This is a genomic window from Polynucleobacter sp. HIN7, assembly GCF_030297595.1.
GTDB lineage: Bacteria > Pseudomonadota > Gammaproteobacteria > Burkholderiales > Burkholderiaceae > Polynucleobacter.
Map to the genome: position 1 here is coordinate 362,855 of NZ_AP028138.1, position 17,822 is coordinate 380,676.

The 17,822-nt window shown below is 49.6% G+C and carries 12 protein-coding genes; 6 read left to right on the plus strand and 6 right to left on the minus strand.

Translation table 11 applies throughout. The annotated features are described in order from the left end of the window. Nucleotides 1-5: 5 nt before the first annotated feature. A complete protein-coding gene (gene galE / locus QUE64_RS01900) occupies nt 6-1,019 on the plus strand; it encodes a UDP-glucose 4-epimerase GalE (protein WP_286225684.1) in 1,014 nt (337 codons plus the stop codon). Here galE and gluQRS read toward each other — a convergent pair. After that, nucleotides 1,016-1,987 carry a tRNA glutamyl-Q(34) synthetase GluQRS gene (gene gluQRS / locus QUE64_RS01905; RefSeq protein ID WP_286225685.1) on the minus strand — a complete coding sequence of 324 codons (972 nt, stop codon included), beginning with the start codon at nt 1,985-1,987 and terminating at the stop codon, nt 1,016-1,018. The two genes, galE and gluQRS, sit on opposite strands and share 4 nt — an antisense overlap. 43 nt (nt 1,988-2,030) lie before the next feature. Between gluQRS and dnaE the strand changes: the two genes are divergently transcribed. Next, complete coding sequence (gene dnaE, locus QUE64_RS01910; protein ID WP_286225686.1) at nt 2,031-5,621, plus strand: DNA polymerase III subunit alpha; 3,591 nt, start codon at nt 2,031-2,033, stop codon at nt 5,619-5,621. 75 nt (nt 5,622-5,696) lie between these two features. Continuing rightward, nucleotides 5,697-5,897 carry an AbrB/MazE/SpoVT family DNA-binding domain-containing protein gene (locus QUE64_RS01915; RefSeq protein WP_286225687.1) on the plus strand — a complete coding sequence of 67 codons (201 nt, stop codon included), beginning with the start codon at nt 5,697-5,699 and terminating at the stop codon, nt 5,895-5,897. Nucleotides 5,898-5,944: 47 nt separating this feature from the next. On the opposite strand, the gene galU is transcribed toward QUE64_RS01915, so the two are convergent. Then, nucleotides 5,945-6,814, minus strand: coding sequence for a UTP--glucose-1-phosphate uridylyltransferase GalU (gene galU, locus QUE64_RS01920; protein ID WP_286225689.1), 870 nt, complete (start codon nt 6,812-6,814; stop codon nt 5,945-5,947). An 87-nt stretch (nt 6,815-6,901) separates the two neighbouring features. On the opposite strand from galU, the gene QUE64_RS01925 reads away from it, so the two are divergent. Further along, complete coding sequence (locus QUE64_RS01925; protein WP_286225690.1) at nt 6,902-7,180, plus strand: HigA family addiction module antitoxin; 279 nt, start codon at nt 6,902-6,904, stop codon at nt 7,178-7,180. Between the two features lie 58 nt (nt 7,181-7,238). Here the strand turns inward: QUE64_RS01925 and QUE64_RS01930 are convergent, their stop codons facing one another. Beyond that, on the minus strand, nt 7,239-10,142 hold the full coding sequence (locus QUE64_RS01930) for a valine--tRNA ligase (protein ID WP_286225691.1): 2,904 nt from the start codon (nt 10,140-10,142) through the stop codon (nt 7,239-7,241). A 24-nt stretch (nt 10,143-10,166) separates the two neighbouring features. Between QUE64_RS01930 and QUE64_RS01935 the strand changes: the two genes are divergently transcribed. Continuing rightward, entirely contained in the window at nt 10,167-12,497 is a 2,331-nt protein-coding gene (locus tag QUE64_RS01935; protein WP_286225693.1) for a UvrD-helicase domain-containing protein, read from the plus strand. Nucleotides 12,498-12,712: 215 nt separating this feature from the next. On the opposite strand, the gene QUE64_RS01940 is transcribed toward QUE64_RS01935, so the two are convergent. From QUE64_RS01940 to QUE64_RS01950, 3 genes are read right to left on the minus strand one after another with little or no spacing between them, the layout of a single operon-like run. After that, the gene (locus QUE64_RS01940) at nt 12,713-13,498 is read right to left on the minus strand and encodes a BPSS1780 family membrane protein (protein WP_286225694.1); all 786 of its coding nucleotides are present in this window, start codon (nt 13,496-13,498) and stop codon (nt 12,713-12,715) included. Nucleotides 13,499-13,514: 16 nt separating this feature from the next. Beyond that, nucleotides 13,515-14,492: a homoserine kinase gene (locus QUE64_RS01945; protein ID WP_286225696.1), complete on the minus strand. Its 978-nt coding sequence runs from the start codon at nt 14,490-14,492 to the stop codon at nt 13,515-13,517. An 8-nt stretch (nt 14,493-14,500) separates the two neighbouring features. Continuing rightward, on the minus strand, nt 14,501-14,869 hold the full coding sequence (locus tag QUE64_RS01950) for a hypothetical protein (protein ID WP_286225697.1): 369 nt from the start codon (nt 14,867-14,869) through the stop codon (nt 14,501-14,503). 162 nt (nt 14,870-15,031) lie between these two features. Here QUE64_RS01950 and polA point away from each other — a divergent pair, with 162 nt between their 5' ends. Continuing rightward, entirely contained in the window at nt 15,032-17,794 is a 2,763-nt protein-coding gene (gene polA, locus QUE64_RS01955; protein ID WP_286225698.1) for a DNA polymerase I, read from the plus strand. Nucleotides 17,795-17,822 lie beyond the last annotated feature (28 nt).

The following is a 17,822-nucleotide window of genomic DNA, read 5'->3' on the forward strand; positions in this document are numbered from 1 at the left end:
AGCACATGACTCAAACCATTCTCGTAACCGGCGGCCTCGGTTATATCGGCTCGCATACGGTTGTTAAACTCTTAGAGCAAAACTACCGCGTGGTAATCTTGGATAATCTGTCTAATAGCGAGCGCACTGTGCTTGCGCGCATTGCCCAGATTACCGGTAAAGACTCGGTCTTTGTGGAAGGGGATATTCGCGATCGCTCCCTTATTGCATCGATTTTTCAGTCGCATGTAATTGATGGGGTGATTCATTTTGCGGGATTAAAAGCGGTTGGTGAGTCGCAAGCCGAGCCGCTACGCTACTACGACAACAATGTATTGGGCAGCATCGTTCTTTTTGAGGAGATGCAAAAAGTAGGTGTCAAGACTTTGGTGTTTTCCTCATCAGCAACCGTGTATGGCGATTCGCCCGATACACCGTATCACGAGGAACTACCCTTAAAGCCGATTAATGTCTACGGGCGCACCAAATGGATGATCGAGCAGATTCTTGCGGATCTTGCATTGGCTCAACCGCAGATGGCCATTGCGTGTTTGCGTTACTTTAATCCCGTTGGGGCCCATGCTTCGGGACTGATTGGTGAGCATCCGCGTGGTATTCCCAACAATCTCATGCCCTATATTGCCCAAGTTGCCATTGGCGAGCGGGAGTGCTTAAGAGTGTTTGGTGCTGACTACCCCACACCTGATGGCACGGGCTTGCGCGATTACATCCATGTGGATGATTTGGCCGAGGGCCATCTCTTGGCCTTGCAGGCTCTTCAGAGTCATGCTGGGCTCTTAACCGTTAACTTGGGTACAGGTATACCGACAAGCGTTTTGCAAATGATTGCCGCCTTTGAGGCAGCCTGCGGTAAACCGATTGCCTATGAGATTGTGGAGCGGCGCCCAGGCGATAGTGCGAAAAGTTTTGCCGATCCGAGGTTAGCCAAAACCCTTTTTGGCTGGCAAAGCCAATATGGCATTGAGCGCATGTGCGCGGATACGTGGCGGTTTTATCAATCCCTTAGCAAGTCGCTTTAGCTACTGCATTCCTTTACCAGTCGATCGTTCCAGCGCTCGGTTGCAATACCTAACCACTGTGCGATGCTTATTTGTTGAGCTAGGGTTGTATCCGCTATCCCTAAGTAATGCGCAGCACGATTGAGTGTTGCGAGCATGATTTCTCTTGAATGCATCTCGATAGCCGCAGCCTGGGTTTGTTTACTGAGTTTCTCGCCCGCGGTATTGGTCACCAGCGGGAGATGCAAATAATGGGGCGTTTCATAACCCAAAGCGCACTGCAGATAAATTTGGCGTGCAGTGTTACTAAGAAGATCGGCACCGCGCACCACATGCGTAACCCTTTGTGCCTGATCATCGACTACCACCGCTAACTGATAGGTAAAGAGGCCATCGGCTCGCCGCAGCACAAAATCACCCACTTGACGATGAAGATCTTGGCTTTGTTTGCCTAAGCCTCGATCCACAAAGCCAATCACGCAATCCTTGGGTAGCCTCATGCGTAGGGCATGATTCTCAATGCTTAAATGTTGCTCGCGACACGTTCCCGGGTAAATGAGCTCTTGATTGGGACTTATTGAGACACCTGCTAGTTGCAAAACGTCCTCAATCTGTTTACGCGAGCACTGGCAGCCGTAGATCAGACCCTTGGCGATCAATTGATCGAGCCCCTTTTGATAAAGCGAAGTGCGCTCGGATTGCCACGTGGGTTCCTCATCCCACTCTAGGCCATAGGCTTTGAGTTGCTCAAGGATCAATTGATCAGCTCCTGGCACGGTCCTTGGGGTATCCACATCCTCAATACGCACGAGCCACATCCCGCCATGCGCTCGGGCGTCGAGCCAGCTCCCCAATGCCGTGGTGAGCGATCCCAAATGCAGGGGTCCGGTGGGTGAAGGAGCAAAGCGGCCGCGGTAGGGTTTTGGGCTTTGGCGACTACCTCCTGACCTAGTGCCTTGATTGAATTGGGGATTTAAAGAGGTGGTCATCGGGCTCATGATTTGGGAGTGCGCACAGCTAAAATCATCTCATATGGCTGCCCCCCAATTTATTCATCTGCGTTTGCATTCGGAGTACTCGATTACCGATGGGGTGGTGCGTATCGATGATGTGGTTGAGACCGCCTCCGCTGATGGGATGGGCGCGTTGGCACTCACGGATCTGGGTAACCTTTTTGGCCTGATTAAGTTCTACTCGGCAGCCCGCTCCTCTGGTCTAAAGCCGATTGCTGGTGCCGATGTATGGGTGACAAACACTCAAGAGCCCGACCAACCCTATCGCATGTTGCTCATGGTGCAAAACCACACCGGTTACCTCAATCTTTGCGAGCTCCTAAGCAAAGCATCGCTTCATAATCAGCGTCATGGCAGAGCCGAGATTCAGCCGGATTGGTTGAGTGAGTCGCTGCCAGCAAGTACTAAAGGATCAAAGAAGAAAACATTGGCCGAGGGCTTAATTGCGCTCTCGGGTGGACATCTGGGGGATGTGGGAGTTGCACTCCTAAACGGGGATGAGGCGAGGGCGCGCGAGTCGGCCAAACACTGGCAAACGGTCTTTGGTGGCCGCTATTTTGTGGAGCTTCAGCGTTTTGGTCATGCTCAAGAAGAGGCGCATATTCAGCTTGCATGCCAACTCGCTTGTGATTTGAAGATTCCGGTCGTTGCCACCCACCCAATTCAGTTTATGAAGCCCGAGGATTACACGGCGCATGAAGCGCGCGTCTGTATTGCCGAAGGCGAGTTATTGGGTGATCCGCGTCGTCCCAAACGTTTTACCGAAGAGCAATATTTTCTGACGCAGGCGCAAATGAGCGAGCGCTTTGCGGATCTCCCAGCGGCGCTTGCCAATACCGTAGAAATTGCCAAGATGTGCAATCTCAACCTGACCTTAGGACAAGCGCGGTTACCCGAGTTCCCAACGCCCGATGGTTTGCCACTCGATCAATACCTCATGCAACAGGCGGAGATCGGGTTGGATAAAAATCTGCGCAAACTCTATCCCAACGAAGAAGAGCGTAAGGCCCTTGAGCCCCGCTATCGCGAGCGCTTGCGCTTTGAGGTCAATACGATTGCGCAAATGGGCTTCCCAGGCTACTTCTTGATTGTCGCGGACTTTATTAACTGGGCCAAAAATAATGGCGTGCCGGTGGGCCCGGGTCGTGGGTCGGGCGCTGGATCTTTGGTCGCGTTCTCATTGGGGATTACCGATCTGGATCCTCTGCGCTACAACTTACTCTTTGAGCGCTTTTTAAATCCCGAGCGAGTTTCGATGCCCGACTTTGATATTGACTTTTGTCAGCATGGGCGCGACCGCGTGATTGCCTATGTGAAAGAGAAGTACGGCAAGGATGCGGTGAGTCAAATTGCCACTTTTGGAACCATGGCAGCTAAGGCCGCGATTCGGGACGTGGGAAGAGTTCTAGAGCAGCCTTATGGTTTTGTTGATGGCATTGCCAAGCTCGTACCGTTTAAGCCAGGGCAAGTAGTCACGATCGAGTCTGCCAAGAAAGAAGAAAAGCAACTCGCTGAGCGGGAAAAAAATGAAGAGGAAGTACGCCAACTCTTAGCGCTTGCACAGCAGCTTGAGGGTATGACCCGCAATGTGGGCATGCATGCCGGAGGGGTGCTAATTGCCCCTGGCAAACTCACCGATTTTTGCCCGCTCTATACCCAAGATGGTGGCGATGCCAATGCAGGGGTTATTAGCCAATTCGATAAGGATGATGTCGAGTCCATTGGTCTGGTGAAATTTGACTTTTTGGGCCTCACCACGCTCACCATCTTGGCGGGGGCCGAGCGTTGGATTCAGAAACTACATGCGGATCGTAAGGATTGGAGTATCAGTGATATCCCTCTCGATGATCCAAAAGCTTTTGAGCTTTTAAAGCGCGGTAATACGGTTGCAGTTTTTCAGCTGGAAAGTCGGGGCATGCAAGGGATGCTGCGCGATGCCAAACCCGATCGCTTTGAAGACATTATTGCCTTGGTGGCGTTATACCGACCGGGTCCCATGGACCTCATTCCCGATTTCATTAAACGTAAACACGGGCAGCAGAAAGTGGAGTATCCCGATCCTCGCATTGAGCCCGTATTGCGTGAGACCTACGGCATCATGGTCTACCAAGAGCAGGTGATGCAAATGGCGCAGATGATTGGAGGTTACTCCTTAGGGGGTGCTGACCTATTGCGGCGCGCGATGGGTAAAAAGAAGCCCGAGGAGATGGCTCAACATCGCCAGATCTTTCGCGAGGGGGCGCAAAAAAATGGACTCACCGAGCACAAGGCCGATGAAATCTATGACCTCATGGAGCGTTTTGCAGGATATGGTTTTAATAAGTCCCATGCGGCTGCCTATGCGCTATTAGCCTATCAAACCGCCTGGCTCAAGGCCTACTACCCCGCTGAGTTTATGGCGGCCAACTTATCGCTCTCAATGGACGACACCGATAAGGTGAAGATTTTGTATGACGATAGCCTGCACAATGGCTTAAAGATTCTGCCGCCGGATATTAATACCGGAATGTACGAGTTCACACCGATTGCAGAGCTCCATGATCAAGAACAAGGTATAGGGATTCGTACGATTCGTTATGGCTTGGGGGCGGTCCGAGGCACCGGTGAAGGGGCAATCCAAATCATTGTGGAAGCTCGCAAGAATGGACCATTTAAAGATCTGTTTGATTTTTGTGCCCGCGTGGATCGGCGTCAAGTCAATCGCCGTGCGATTGAAGCCTTGATTCGGGCGGGGGCATTTGATTCGATTGCGACCGATGCTGCCAAAGGCTTAGCGCATGCGTATGATGCGCGCGCCACGCTTCTAGCCTCACTCTCCCGTGCGATCGAGGCTGCCGAGCAGGCCGAAGCCTCAGTGCATCAGGTAAGTCTCTTTGATGCAGAGGATGTGGCGCAAGCCCATGCACCCGAGTACGTGAAGGAACTTCCTTTTTCTGAGAAGAAGCGACTTCAAGATGAAAAAGCGGCATTGGGCCTGTGTTTAACCGGACATTTGTTTGATGCCTACCGGCCCGAAGTGACGCACTTTATTCGTCAACCACTCATCAAGCTCACCGAGGGTAAGGATCAATTAGTCGCTGGCATCATTACCTCATCCCGAATGCTGATGGGGCAACGTGGACGAATGATGATTGCGACGATTGATGATGGCAGCTCAGCCCTTGAACTGACGCTCTATAGCGAAGTGTATGAACCCAATCGTTCTTGGCTCAAGGAAGACGAGCTACTGATCGCCAAAGTGAATGTGAGTCCCGATAAATTCTCAGGGGGCTTGCGAATTGTTGCTGAGAGCGTGATGGATATTGTGGGTGCACGTCTACGCTTTGCTAGAAATGTTCATCTCAATTTAGATACCGGCATTGATCTAAAGGTTCTCAAAGCCCAAATCAATCCATTTTTAGTCAAAGCACCAATGGGGAATGCCCTGCAAACTCCTCCAAAGGGACTGCCATTGACTGCCGCCGTGATGGCTAAAGGCGGGGCTTGCTTAGTTCAGTTTCCGGAGGATGTGCGCCTTTACCCGGATGACAACTGCTTGCGGAATTTGCATCAGATTTTGGGAAGCAAAACTGGCTCAAGCCCTAATCCGGTAGAAATTCAGTACGCTTGATTTTTCTGTTCGAATCTTTTGTGCTTAGTTAAAAGTTACCTAGTTCGATCAACAAGTTACTCATAAAAAAACAAAATGCCCATCGTAATTACCACCATCATTGATGAGAATGGAAACCAAGTCATTCCACTGATTGGTGATGCATGTTATCCAGAGGCGCTTAAGAGGGTTGTGATTCGCATACATGGAAATGAGCGAATCATTACTCCAATCGAACATACTTGGGATAACTTTTTCTTAAATGGACCCGTTGTTTCTGATGATTTTATGAATTAGCTGGAATGTTGAACCTATCAGGGGTAGAAGCAATCTCCTGCCAATGCCTAACGATTTTTAAGATAGGTCTCAAAGTCGTCTTTAAGCTCAGGGTGCTTTAGTGCAAATTCAATGGTTGCTTTAAGGTAACCTAATTTACTACCGCAGTCATAGCGCACCCCTTCGTACTCATAGGCCAGAACGGCCTCATCCTTTAGGAGAGTTTGTATAGCATCAGTGAGTTGGTATTCCCCGCCAGAACCAGGTTTGAGGTTGCGAATATGACCAAAGATCGAAGACGAAAGGATATAACGGCCAACCACTCCAAGATTAGATGGGGCATCCTTCGCGGCAGGCTTTTCAACAATTCCGGTGACGGCATGGATTCCTGTACCTTGGACTTTGGCTGCCACGACCCCGTAAGATTTGGTTTGTTCTGGCAGAATTTTCTCGACAGCCAAGACTGAAGCATTGTGTTTGGAATGCAGATCAACCATTTGTTTGAGGACTGGGGTATTACCATCCAATAAATCATCGGCCAAGATAATTGCGAAAGGTTCATCACGTACTAATTTCTCGGCGCATAAAACCGCATGTCCGAGACCCAATGGCTCGGCTTGGCGAACATAGACGCAATCCACATGGCTGGGTTTGATATTGCGCACGATCTCTAGAAGGCTTTGCTTATTTTTCGCTTCAAGTTCTGCCTCAAGTTCATAGGCCTTATCAAAGTGATCTTCGATGGCGCGTTTGCTGCGACCAGTCACAAAAATCATTTCCGTAATGCCAGCAGCAATAGCTTCCTCGACCGCATACTGAATTAATGGTTTATCCACCACATTGAGCATTTCCTTAGGGGATGCTTTGGTAGCTGGTAAAAAGCGAGTACCTAATCCTGCAACAGGAAAGACCGCTTTAGTGATAGGTTTAGTCGACATAGTCGTAATTATGCCTCGTCTTTATTAAAATCCAGTTCTTGGAACTTTGCGAACTGTCGTTGATCCATTTGTTTAATCAAGTGAAAAATGAATAAAAGAATTAACCGCAATCCTTCACGCAGACCAACGCATCCCGGCGCAATTCTACGCGAGGATATTTTGCCTTCACTCGGAATCAGTCAGGCGTCCCTAGCGGAATATTTAGGAGTCAGCCGATTGACGGTGTCTGAAATTTTGCTTGAAAAGCGTGCCGTAAGTGCAGAAATGGCCATGCGCATCTCGAAGGCAATTGGCGGATCTCCGGAAAGTTGGTTGCAAATGCAATCTGCCGTTGATCTATGGGATGTTGCGCAACGGTTTAAGTAAGACCCGGCGAAGTTGCCTAAACCAATCCCAAATTTAGCTTTCGCCTGATTGACTAAGCTTACATGCTTAGTTTATTAAGCTGTTCACTTAGCTTCGCATGACTTACTTCAAAATCCGCTAGCCGCTTTTTCTCCTGCTCGAGGACTGCGGCGGGAGCACGGGATACAAAGGATTCATTATTCAGTTTGCTTTGGCATTTGGCGATTTCATTAGCAAGACGTGTAATTTCTTTGGTGAGGCGCGCCTGTTCTGCTTTGGGGTCAACCTCAATCTTCAGCAATAACTTATTACGACCTACCAGAGCAATCGGCGCGCCCGGCGCATCCTTTTCCAAAGTGGATTCATCGGTCACAATTTTCACTTCGGATAGCTTGGCTAATGCACTGAGATAGGGAGCAGCCTTCGTTAAAAAGTCTGTGTCGCCATAGATCCATAAGGGCACCTTCTGAGCTGGCGAGATTTGCATTTCTCCACGCAGATTACGGCACGCATCAATAATGCTTTTAACCTCACCCATCCATGCCTCACTGGCCGGATCAATCTTATCGGTTTGCGATATAGGGTAGGGTTGCAGTGCAATCGATTGTCTAGGTTGATTGGTAAGCACCTTACCACTCTTGGGACCAATGGTTTGCCATAACTCCTCGGTGATGAATGGAATGATGGGGTGAGCCAGGCGCAAAATGGTCTCGAGAACGCGTAAGAGCGTTCTTCGCGTTGCCCGTTGTTGAGCAGGGCTGCCCTGTTGTAACTGAACTTTGGCAAGCTCTAAATACCAATCGCAATATTCATCCCATACAAATTGATAAATGGCGAGAGCAATGTTGTCAAACCGGTAATCGGCAAAGCCTTTGGCGACATCCGCTTCGGTACGTTGCAGTTGCGAGACGATCCAGCGATCCGCTTGCGAGAAATCCAAATAGCCTTCAGGGCCGCATTGGTTATCGCACGGTGCAAAGCCATTGTTTTTCTCATCCCCGGGGCAGCTCATTAGGACAAAGCGTGTGGCATTCCACAACTTATTACAAAAGTTACGGTAACCTTCGCAACGTTTTTGATCAAAGTTAATATTGCGCCCTAAAGAGGCCAGTGAAGCAAAGGTAAAGCGCAATGCATCGGTACCAAACGCTGGAATACCTTCTGAAAACTCTTTCTTTGTTTTCTTTGTAATGCTCTCCGCTTGTTTGGGGTTCATGAGGCCTACAGTGCGTTTTTGAACCAAGTCGTCGAGTGCAATACCATCAATCAAATCGATGGGGTCCAGAGTATTGCCCTTGGACTTACTCATTTTCTGGCCTTCGGCATCGCGCACTAAGCCATGCACATAAACAGTTTTAAATGGTACCTTCCCAGTAAAGTGGCAGGTCATCATCACCATGCGCGCGACCCAAAAGAAAATGATGTCAAAGCCTGTGACCAAGACCGAGGAGGGTAAAAAGTGATCGAGCTCTTTGGTTTGCTTTGGCCACCCCAGTGAACTAAATGGCACCAATGCAGAACTAAACCAAGTATCTAAGACATCCTCATCACGCTTGAGATCTCCTGCGTAGCCCGCTGCCTTGGCTTTAGCCTGCGCTTCATCCGCATTGCGCGCCACAAAGATCTCGCCGTTATTTCCATACCATGCGGGGATCTGATGGCCCCACCATAATTGCCGCGAGATGCACCAGTCCTGAATGTTCTCGAGCCACTGGGTATAGGTTGAGATCCAGTTCTCAGGTACGAGTTGGATGTCACCCGAGGTGACCGCATGCAAGGCGGCTCCAGCAATCGATTGACCCGGTTGGTAGCGATTATCGGGACTTGCTTTCGACATCGCCACAAACCACTGATCGGTGAGCATCGGCTCAATCACGGTTTGGGTTCGATCACCCCGCGGCACCATGAGGGTGTGGGGCTGAACTTTTTCCAATAGATCAGCTGCTTCGAGATCGGCCACAATTTGCTTACGAGCGGTAAAGCGATCGAGCCCTTGATAGACCTTCGGAGCATGCTCGTTAATTTTGGCATCGAGCGTTAAGACATTAACGAGTGGTAACTGATGACGCTGACCTACCGCGTAGTCATTAAAGTCATGGGCGGGCGTGACCTTTACTACCCCAGTCCCAAAACTCATATCCACATAGGTATCCGCAATAATCGGGATGCTGCGTTGGCAAAGGGGAAGCTCAACAGTTTTACCAATCAGGTGACGATAGCGCTCATCCTCTGGATGCACCATGACCGCCACATCACCCAAGAGGGTCTCAGGGCGCGTGGTTGCGACCACCAAGTGGCCACTTCCATCGGAGAGGGGATAGCGTATATGCCAGAGGCTGCCTTGTTCCTCTGTGCTGACTACCTCTAAATCCGAAACGGCAGTACCTAACACGGGATCCCAGTTGACCAGGCGCTTGCCGCGATAGATTAGTCCTTGCTCAAAGAGAGTGACAAAGACCTCCACCACGGCCTCGGACATCTTGGGATCCATCGTGAAATACTCACGTGACCAATCAATGGATGCACCAAGCCGCCGAATCTGCCGCGTAATCGTGGAACCGGATTCTTCTTTCCACTCCCATACCTTCTTTAGGAAGACCTCGCGCCCAAGATCATGGCGGGAGATTTTTTGGGCATCGAGTTTGCGTTCCACCACAATTTGGGTGGCAATTCCGGCGTGATCGGTGCCGGGAACCCAAAGGGTATTCTTGCCGGACATCCGTGCATGGCGCACCAAGCCATCCATGATGGTTTGATTAAACGCATGACCCATATGCAAGGTGCCTGTGACGTTCGGTGGTGGTAGCTGAATACAAAAATTGTCTTTGCCATCATCAACCTTAGCGGTGGCAATGCCACGCGTTTCCCACTCAGGTCCCCAGAATGCTTCGATTGGGGCTGGCTCGTATGACTTGGCTAATTTGGCTAAGTCAGGATTGTGATTGAGCGAGGGTTTTTCAGGGGAATAGGCAGTGTCAGACATAAGCATCAAATTATAATTGGGACGATGTACGCTGATTTACTTGAGAACCTCAATCCTGAACAACGGGAGGCGGTGACCCTACCTCCAACTCACCCCGATGGGCGCCCTCAATCAGCACTGATTTTGGCGGGTGCAGGTAGCGGCAAGACCCGCGTTTTGACTACGCGCATTGCCTGGCTGATTCAAACGGGGCAGATTTCTCCGATCGGGGTCTTGGCGGTGACCTTTACCAATAAAGCAGCCAAGGAGATGTTGACTCGTCTTGGAGCAATGCTGCCAATTAATACCCGAGGCATGTGGGTGGGAACTTTTCATGGTTTGTGTAATCGATTACTACGCGCGCATCATCGCGATGCGGGCCTGCCATCGACCTTTCAGATTCTGGATACACAAGATCAACTCTCCGCGATTAAACGGCTTTTAAAGAGCCTCAACGTCGATGATGAGAAGTTTCCACCGCGGCAATTACAGTACTTTATTGCCAATGCCAAGGAGCGTGGTAAACGCGCTAAGGATCTCGATCCCGGGGATGATTTTGAGGCCCGCATGATTCAGTTGTATGAGGCATACGATGCCCAGTGTCAGCGCGAAGGGGTGTGCGATTTTTCGGAGCTTTTGTTGCGTAGTTATGAGTTGCTCAAACATCACGAGCTAATCCGCACGCATTATCAGGAGCGCTTTAAACATATCTTGATTGATGAGTTTCAAGATACCAATGCCTTGCAATATGCTTGGCTCAAGCTCTTAGCCGGCAATGGTCAGATGACTAGTAGCTCGGTATTCGCGGTTGGTGACGATGATCAGAGTATCTATGCATTCCGGGGTGCAGATGTCGAGAACATGCGACTCTATGAGAAGCAATTTAAGCCTGTAACCGTGAAGTTGGAGCAAAACTATCGCTCACACGGGCATATCCTCGATGCTGCTAACCATTTGATTGCACACAATCAAGATCGCTTGGGTAAGAACCTGCGTACTGAAGCCGGTGTAGGTGAGCCGGTTCGTGTTTATGAGGCCGCCAGCGATGGCATGGAGTGCGCTTGGCTGATTGATGAGATTAAAGCCTTGATTCGCGGTGGCATGAGCCGTAGCGAGGTTGCGGTGCTCTATCGTAGTAATGCTCAGTCGCGCATTATTGAGCACGGGTTGTTCTCAGCCAATATCCCTTACCGCGTGTATGGAGGCCTACGCTTTTTTGAGCGCGCTGAGATTAAGCATGCATTGGCTTATATGCGCTTACTTGAAAACCCCAATGATGACACCTCCTTTGCACGGGTTGTGAACTTCCCGGCTCGTGGTATTGGAGCGCGTTCGATCGAAGCCTTACAAGATGCTGCTAAACAACACCAGTGCTCATTCTATGCAGCGGCCTCGTTCATCGAGGGCAAAGCCGGTAATAGTATCTCGGGATTTGTGCGCCTGATTGAGCATCTGCGTGACGCAACTAAACACAATACCTTGCCAGAGACGGTGGAGTATGTGATTCAGCACAGTGGTTTAATTCAGCATTATTTGACCGAGCGCGAGGGGCAAGATCGCGTCGAGAACTTACAAGAGCTGATTAATGCTGCGACCGCGTTTGTGGCCGAAGAGGGCTATGGCCAAGATGTTCAAGCCGCTACGCCACCCAGCCCAGAGCAGGCTGGGGTCGAGGATATTTCACCGCTGGCAGGATTTTTGGCCCATGCATCGCTTGAGGCTGGCGACAATCAAGCTGAAGCAGGTCAGGATGCGATTCAGTTGATGACTGTGCATTCGGCTAAAGGTTTGGAGTTCTCCGCTGTGTTTATGACTGGTCTGGAAGAAGGATTATTTCCTCACGAGAACAGTATTTCAGAGCCCCGTGGACTTGAGGAAGAGCGACGTCTCATGTATGTGGCAATTACGCGTGCCAAAGAGCGCTTGTATCTTTCGCATACGCAGTCACGCATGCTCCATGGCCAAGTACGCTACAACATGCCCTCACGCTTTTTGGATGAACTGCCTGCCGAGAGCCTCAAACACTTAACACCTAAAGCAAAAGATGCCCGCTGGGGAGCAACATCGTGGCAAAAAGGACGATCTACGAATACAAATAGCGTGGATGAGTTGTGGTGGGGCGGCAACGAGAGTGATGTGCCCGTGCGCAATGATCAGGCGAGTAACGCGATTGTTACGAGTTCATTGCAGTTAGAGCAAAACAAGAAGCGCGGACATTCTTTTCGGGTGGGGCAAGAAGTGTTTCATACTAAGTTTGGTGAAGGGCGGGTGACCGCACTAGAAGGTGAAGGAGTCGATGCCAAGGCGCAAGTGAACTTCAAACGCCATGGTGCGAAGTGGTTGCAGCTATCGATCGCCAAGCTGGTGGCAATATAAAGAAGAATTCCTTATATCTAACCCCCATACTTTTTTACGAGCTTAATAAAATCTTTTCGGGAAATATAGTCTTTTTTGTCTGCCTCTTGAATGGCAAGGTTAATTTCTGTTAATTGCCACTTTTCTAACTCATATGAAGGAAATGCATATTCATCCTGTGGCAAATTTCCAGGACCGCTCGTAAGTCGAATTGTTTTTGTAGGTTCCAATAAGGATTAATTCGGTAACTGCTCGTAATCATTACCCGTAAAGCAACCCTTCCAGGTCGCAAAAAACGAGCAATACATCACCGTTAATGCAGCCATGGAGAAGGGCGCCACCACAAAGGACGCGTAACGGCTCAAACCGATGATATCCATGATCATTCCCAGAGTGAGCGGAATCAAAATCAGCACTACGCTCCAGATGGTGATGTAGTAAAAGAACGCGCCTTTATTGGTCCAGCACGCCATCCAGCTAACAAATAAAGCTTTGCTCGGTGGCATATCTGCCCATGCCACCAAGACGGGCGCAAACCACATCAGCATGGCTACTGGAATATACAAAATACCACCGATGATCAGTGAGTAATACAACTGCTGCATGACCTCAGAGGTGATCGGTTTGTCATTGGTAATAAATGGCAGGAGCGCCTGAAAATCAATCACCATACTCGCAATTAAGCTCATGGTGAAGATCATGAGGGCATACACCAGTCCTAGTTGCAAGATGCGTTTTTTAACCTCAGGGTTATTCGAGCGGAACGCTGCCAGATAGACGGTTGGCAAAATCCGATCCTTTTGAATCGTTTGACGACACGCGGTCATGAAGCCAACCGATAGAGCAGGGGTCAAAATGAGGACTGCAAATACTCCAGCCAATGGAATCATGATGGCTAGCTGAGCCAGAAAAACATACATAAAGACAAGCATCAAGAAGCCTAGCGGGTTTTGCTTGAAGAGCCAAACCCCCTGGCGGACCCATACATAGCCTTCATTGGTTGCAACGGGATTGAGATTCATAGGCGCTTAGCTTACCTTAACTTGTGTGACGGCGGTTACGTAGGATTTGCTCAAAATGCGTTGGATCATGGGGTGTGAGCATCTGCGCATTACGAGGTAGGTAAAAATCCCAAAGCCGCGAGATCCAAAACCGCAGAGCGGCCGCGCGCAACATCGCGCTCCACGATGCCTCCTCGCCATCGGTGAGTGGACGCACTCCCATATAGGATGCTAATAAGGCATGTAAACGCTCGCGATTAAGAGCGCCTGAGCCATTGGTAAAGGGATCCTCCAAACACCAATCATTGGCAGTGACGGCTAAATCAAACAACCATTTGTCATTACCTGCAAAGTAAAAGTCAAAAAAGCCACCCAAGGATTCTTGACCGTGGTGGTGGGTAAAAAGCACATTGTCCCGAAAGAGATCGCAATGGCAAGGGCCCTGAGGAAGAGACTGATATACCGCCGACTGAAAAAATGCCTCCTGAAATTGCATCTCGGATAAGAGCAATTCTTTTTGAGACGTATTAAGGTGTGGCACGATGACAGGAACGGTCTCTTGCCACCAGGAGAGACTTCGTAAATTGGGTTGGGATAGCGCAAACGATTGCCCAGCCAGATGCATTTTCGCTAACTCTCTACCCACGGCATCGCAATGCTCGCTCTGGGGGGTAAGTTCTGATTGACCCGAGAGTTTGGTGACAATCGCTGCCGGTTTTCCTTTGATCTCAAACCATAGCTGTCCAGCACGATTGGCAATCGGCTTGGGAACTGAGATGCCTTGATTTGCAAGATGAAGCATTAGCTCCAAGTAATAGGGCAGTTGCGCAGCGCTCAATCGTTCAAAGATGGTCAGAACATAGTGACTGACTTTGGATGTTTGGCAATCGAGAAAGAAATTGGAGTTCTCAATCCCACCATGAATACCTTTAAGTTCGATGGCATTGCCAATTGAAAAATCGTTCGCAATGCGAGGAGCGATCTCATCAAGAGTGAGGGAGGTATAAACCGCCATGAGTCGGATTACTTTATCGGAATCCGAATACTCGGAACGCTAATCAAATTATCCGATGACATCCCGCCTGCTGGAAATACCGTTTGCGGGGGTGACATCTCATAAGTACCAAAGGCGGATTTCACCTCGATCTCAGTAGGTAAATTACTGTCCCGGTATTCGCGGATTTGAGTACCGGAAGGGTCGGTGTATTCAAAGCTGGGCTTGCGCTCTTCCTTGACACCAAGACCCGCAGGATTTCTGGATGACGGAGCTAATGGCTGATTATTAATTTGGTTCAGATCTTCTTTGCTTAGCGCTTGTGTGCCAGATGTTTGGGCAAATACACCATGCGATAAGAGTGCGGCAGAACATACGATGAAAGCATAGCGCCTCATAAGTAGTCCAGACTTAGTAGGTAAATTGAGGGATATCGTCATTTTTATTAAGAGAGAATGCCACCTATTATCCTAAGAAACTAGGATTTGCCCCACCGTTACGCCGATACAGCAAAATCAGGGGTTTTCCAGACCCCAGCAACTAAATTGTACGATTGAGGCATGTCAGCACACCAATTACTCCTTGTCGACGGCTCTAGTTACCTCTACCGAGCCTTTCATGCCATGCCGGATCTACGAAATAGTGCTGGGGAGCCGACCGGGGCAATCTACGGTATGGTCAATATGATGCGACGCGCCCGTGCGGAAATCGGCGCCGATCACATTGCCTGTGTATTTGATGCCAAGGGTAAGACCTTCCGAGAGGATTTATATCCTGAGTACAAGGCGCATCGTTCCCCCATGCCCGAGGATTTGGTGGCACAAATCGAGCCGATTCATGAGGTAGTTAAGGCGCTCGGATGGCCAGTGCTCATGATCTCCGGTGTCGAGGCCGATGATGTGATTGGCACTCTGGCCCGGCAAGCTGCTGAGATGGGCTGGTCAACCGTGATCTCCACGGGTGATAAGGATCTTGCGCAACTCGTGAATGACAAAGTAACTTTAGTGAACACCATGACCAACGAGAAATTAGATCGCACGGGGGTGGTAGCTAAATTTGGTGTGCCACCGGAGCGCATTGTGGATTATCTAGCGATTATTGGGGATAGCGTGGATAACGTTCCAGGAGTTCATAAGGCCGGACCCAAAACAGCAAATAAATGGTTAGCTGAGTATGGTGATTTGGATCAACTCATCGCCCACGCGAGTGAAATTAAAGGAGTGGTGGGTGATAACTTACGAGCGAGTCTTGATTGGTTGCCCAAGGCCAGAGAACTGCTGACAGTAAAACTCGATTGCGATCTCAATCCGCACATCGGTTCATTACATGATTTACACGCGAAGCCCGAAGACCCAAGCCAACTGAGAGCACTCTTTGAGCGCTACGCATTTAAATCATGGTTGAAAGAACTAGACGCTAAGAGTCTATCTGCTCCAACTTCACAGAGCGCAACGAATCATTCAGATACCCCAGTCTTCCAAGAGCCTCTTTCGCAGGAGTCTCAAGCACCATCTAAAGGTGAGATTGCGCGTGACTACACATGCGTGACAACCCAAGAAGTGTTTGAACAATGGCTACAGAAAATTAAGCATGCCACATTAACCTGTATTGATACCGAGACCACGAGCCTAGATGCCTTACAAGCCGAGCTGGTTGGGATTTCCTTATCGGTTGAAGAGGGTAAGGCCTGTTACATCCCGGTTGCGCATCGTACTGGCGAAGAGCAACTGGAACGGAATTGGGTGCTCGCTCGACTAAAGCCCTGGCTTGAGAATCCTGAAGCGAAGAAGCTTGGTCAAAATCTTAAATACGACATACACGTCTTTGGCAATTATCAAATTCAGGTGCAAGGAGTGGAGCACGACACCTTACTTGAATCCTATGTATTGGAGTCGCACCTCAGTCACAGCATGGATAACTTAGCCCAGCGCCATTTGGGAGTGAAGACCATTCAATATGAAGAGGTCTGTGGCAAAGGCGTGCATCAGATTGGCTTTGATCAGGTGGATCTCAAAACTGCGACCGAGTATGCCGCTGAAGATGCTGACATCACCCTGCGCCTTCATCACCATTTATGGCCGCAATTGGAACGCATGCCCCGCTTGCGGTACGTGTATGAACAGATCGAAATGCCAGCGATGCGCGTCTTGGGTATCATGGAAAGTAATGGCATCACGATTGATCGTGAGAAGTTGGCAATTCAGGGGCAGGAGGTTGGAAAAAAACTCCTCGTCCTTGAAAAAGAGATTCATCAACTGGCGGGTCAGCCATTTAATATCCAATCACCCAAGCAGATCGGTGAAATTCTGTTTGGGCAACTGCAATTACCTGTAGTTAAAAAGACTCCATCAGGAGCGCCATCCACCGACGAAGAGGTCTTACAAAAACTAGCCGAGGACTTTCCCTTGCCGGCACGGATTTTGGATTACCGCAGTTTGGCCAAGTTGATGTCGACCTATATCGAGAAACTGCCACGTATGATCAATCCCAAAACAGCGCGCGTGCATACCAATTACGCCCAAGCTGTTGCGGTCACCGGCCGTTTGGCGTCAAACGATCCTAATTTGCAAAATATTCCAGTGCGCACCGAGGAAGGCCGACGCATTCGGGAGGCCTTTGTTCCCCAAGCAGGCTATCGTTTGGTCTCGGCTGATTACTCGCAAATTGAGCTGCGCATCATGGCGCACATTGCCGAGGATGAAAACTTATTAGCTGCGTTTAAGGCGGGTAAGGATATTCATCAAGCGACAGCGGCCGAGATCTTTGCGATTCCACTGGAGCAAGTGAGCTCGGAGCAACGGCGCTATGCCAAAGTGATTAACTTTGGTCTCATCTACGGCATGAGCGCCTATGGACTAGCCAGCAATTTAAAGATCGAGCGCGCAGCTGCTCAGCAGTACATTGCAAAATATTTTGAGCGTTACCCAGGCGTTGCTCAATATATGGAACGAACTCGAGAAGAGGCTCGTGTCAATGGTTATGTAGAAACCGTATTTGGGCGACGCTTATGGTTACCGGACATCAAAGCCAATGGACCAAAACGCCAGGGCGCTGAGCGCGCAGCGATTAATGCACCAATGCAAGGAACGGCCGCTGATCTCATTAAGTTGGCGATGGTCGCCGTACAAAATTGGCTAGAACAAGAGCAACTGAAGGCCCGCATGCTCTTACAAGTGCATGATGAGCTCGTCTTTGAGGCCCCGCCTGAGGAGCTTGAGCATCTAAAATCATCCCTACCTCGACTCATGGGATCGATTGCTGAACTAAAGGTGCCTTTGATTGTGAGTATTGGAGTTGGCGATAATTGGGAAGAAGCACACTAGTGATTGAAATCAAATAAGGAGACAAGAC

Excerpts from the sequence above, each read along its gene's own strand:
- galU (WP_286225689.1), bottom strand. The coding sequence starts at position 6,814 with ATGTCGACTAAACCTATCACTAAAGCGGTCTTTCCTGTTGCAGGATTA.
- QUE64_RS01950 (WP_286225697.1), bottom strand. The coding sequence starts at position 14,869 with ATGAGGCGCTATGCTTTCATCGTATGTTCTGCCGCACTCTTATCGCAT.
- dnaE (WP_286225686.1), top strand. The coding sequence starts at position 2,031 with ATGGCTGCCCCCCAATTTATTCATCTGCGTTTGCATTCGGAGTACTCG.
- QUE64_RS01940 (WP_286225694.1), bottom strand. The coding sequence starts at position 13,498 with ATGAATCTCAATCCCGTTGCAACCAATGAAGGCTATGTATGGGTCCGC.
- polA (WP_286225698.1), top strand. The coding sequence starts at position 15,032 with ATGTCAGCACACCAATTACTCCTTGTCGACGGCTCTAGTTACCTCTAC.
- QUE64_RS01945 (WP_286225696.1), bottom strand. The coding sequence starts at position 14,492 with ATGGCGGTTTATACCTCCCTCACTCTTGATGAGATCGCTCCTCGCATT.
- QUE64_RS01915 (WP_286225687.1), top strand. The coding sequence starts at position 5,697 with ATGCCCATCGTAATTACCACCATCATTGATGAGAATGGAAACCAAGTC.
- gluQRS (WP_286225685.1), bottom strand. The coding sequence starts at position 1,987 with ATGACCACCTCTTTAAATCCCCAATTCAATCAAGGCACTAGGTCAGGA.
- galE (WP_286225684.1), top strand. The coding sequence starts at position 6 with ATGACTCAAACCATTCTCGTAACCGGCGGCCTCGGTTATATCGGCTCG.
- QUE64_RS01925 (WP_286225690.1), top strand. The coding sequence starts at position 6,902 with ATGAATAAAAGAATTAACCGCAATCCTTCACGCAGACCAACGCATCCC.
- QUE64_RS01935 (WP_286225693.1), top strand. The coding sequence starts at position 10,167 with ATGTACGCTGATTTACTTGAGAACCTCAATCCTGAACAACGGGAGGCG.
- QUE64_RS01930 (WP_286225691.1), bottom strand. The coding sequence starts at position 10,142 with ATGTCTGACACTGCCTATTCCCCTGAAAAACCCTCGCTCAATCACAAT.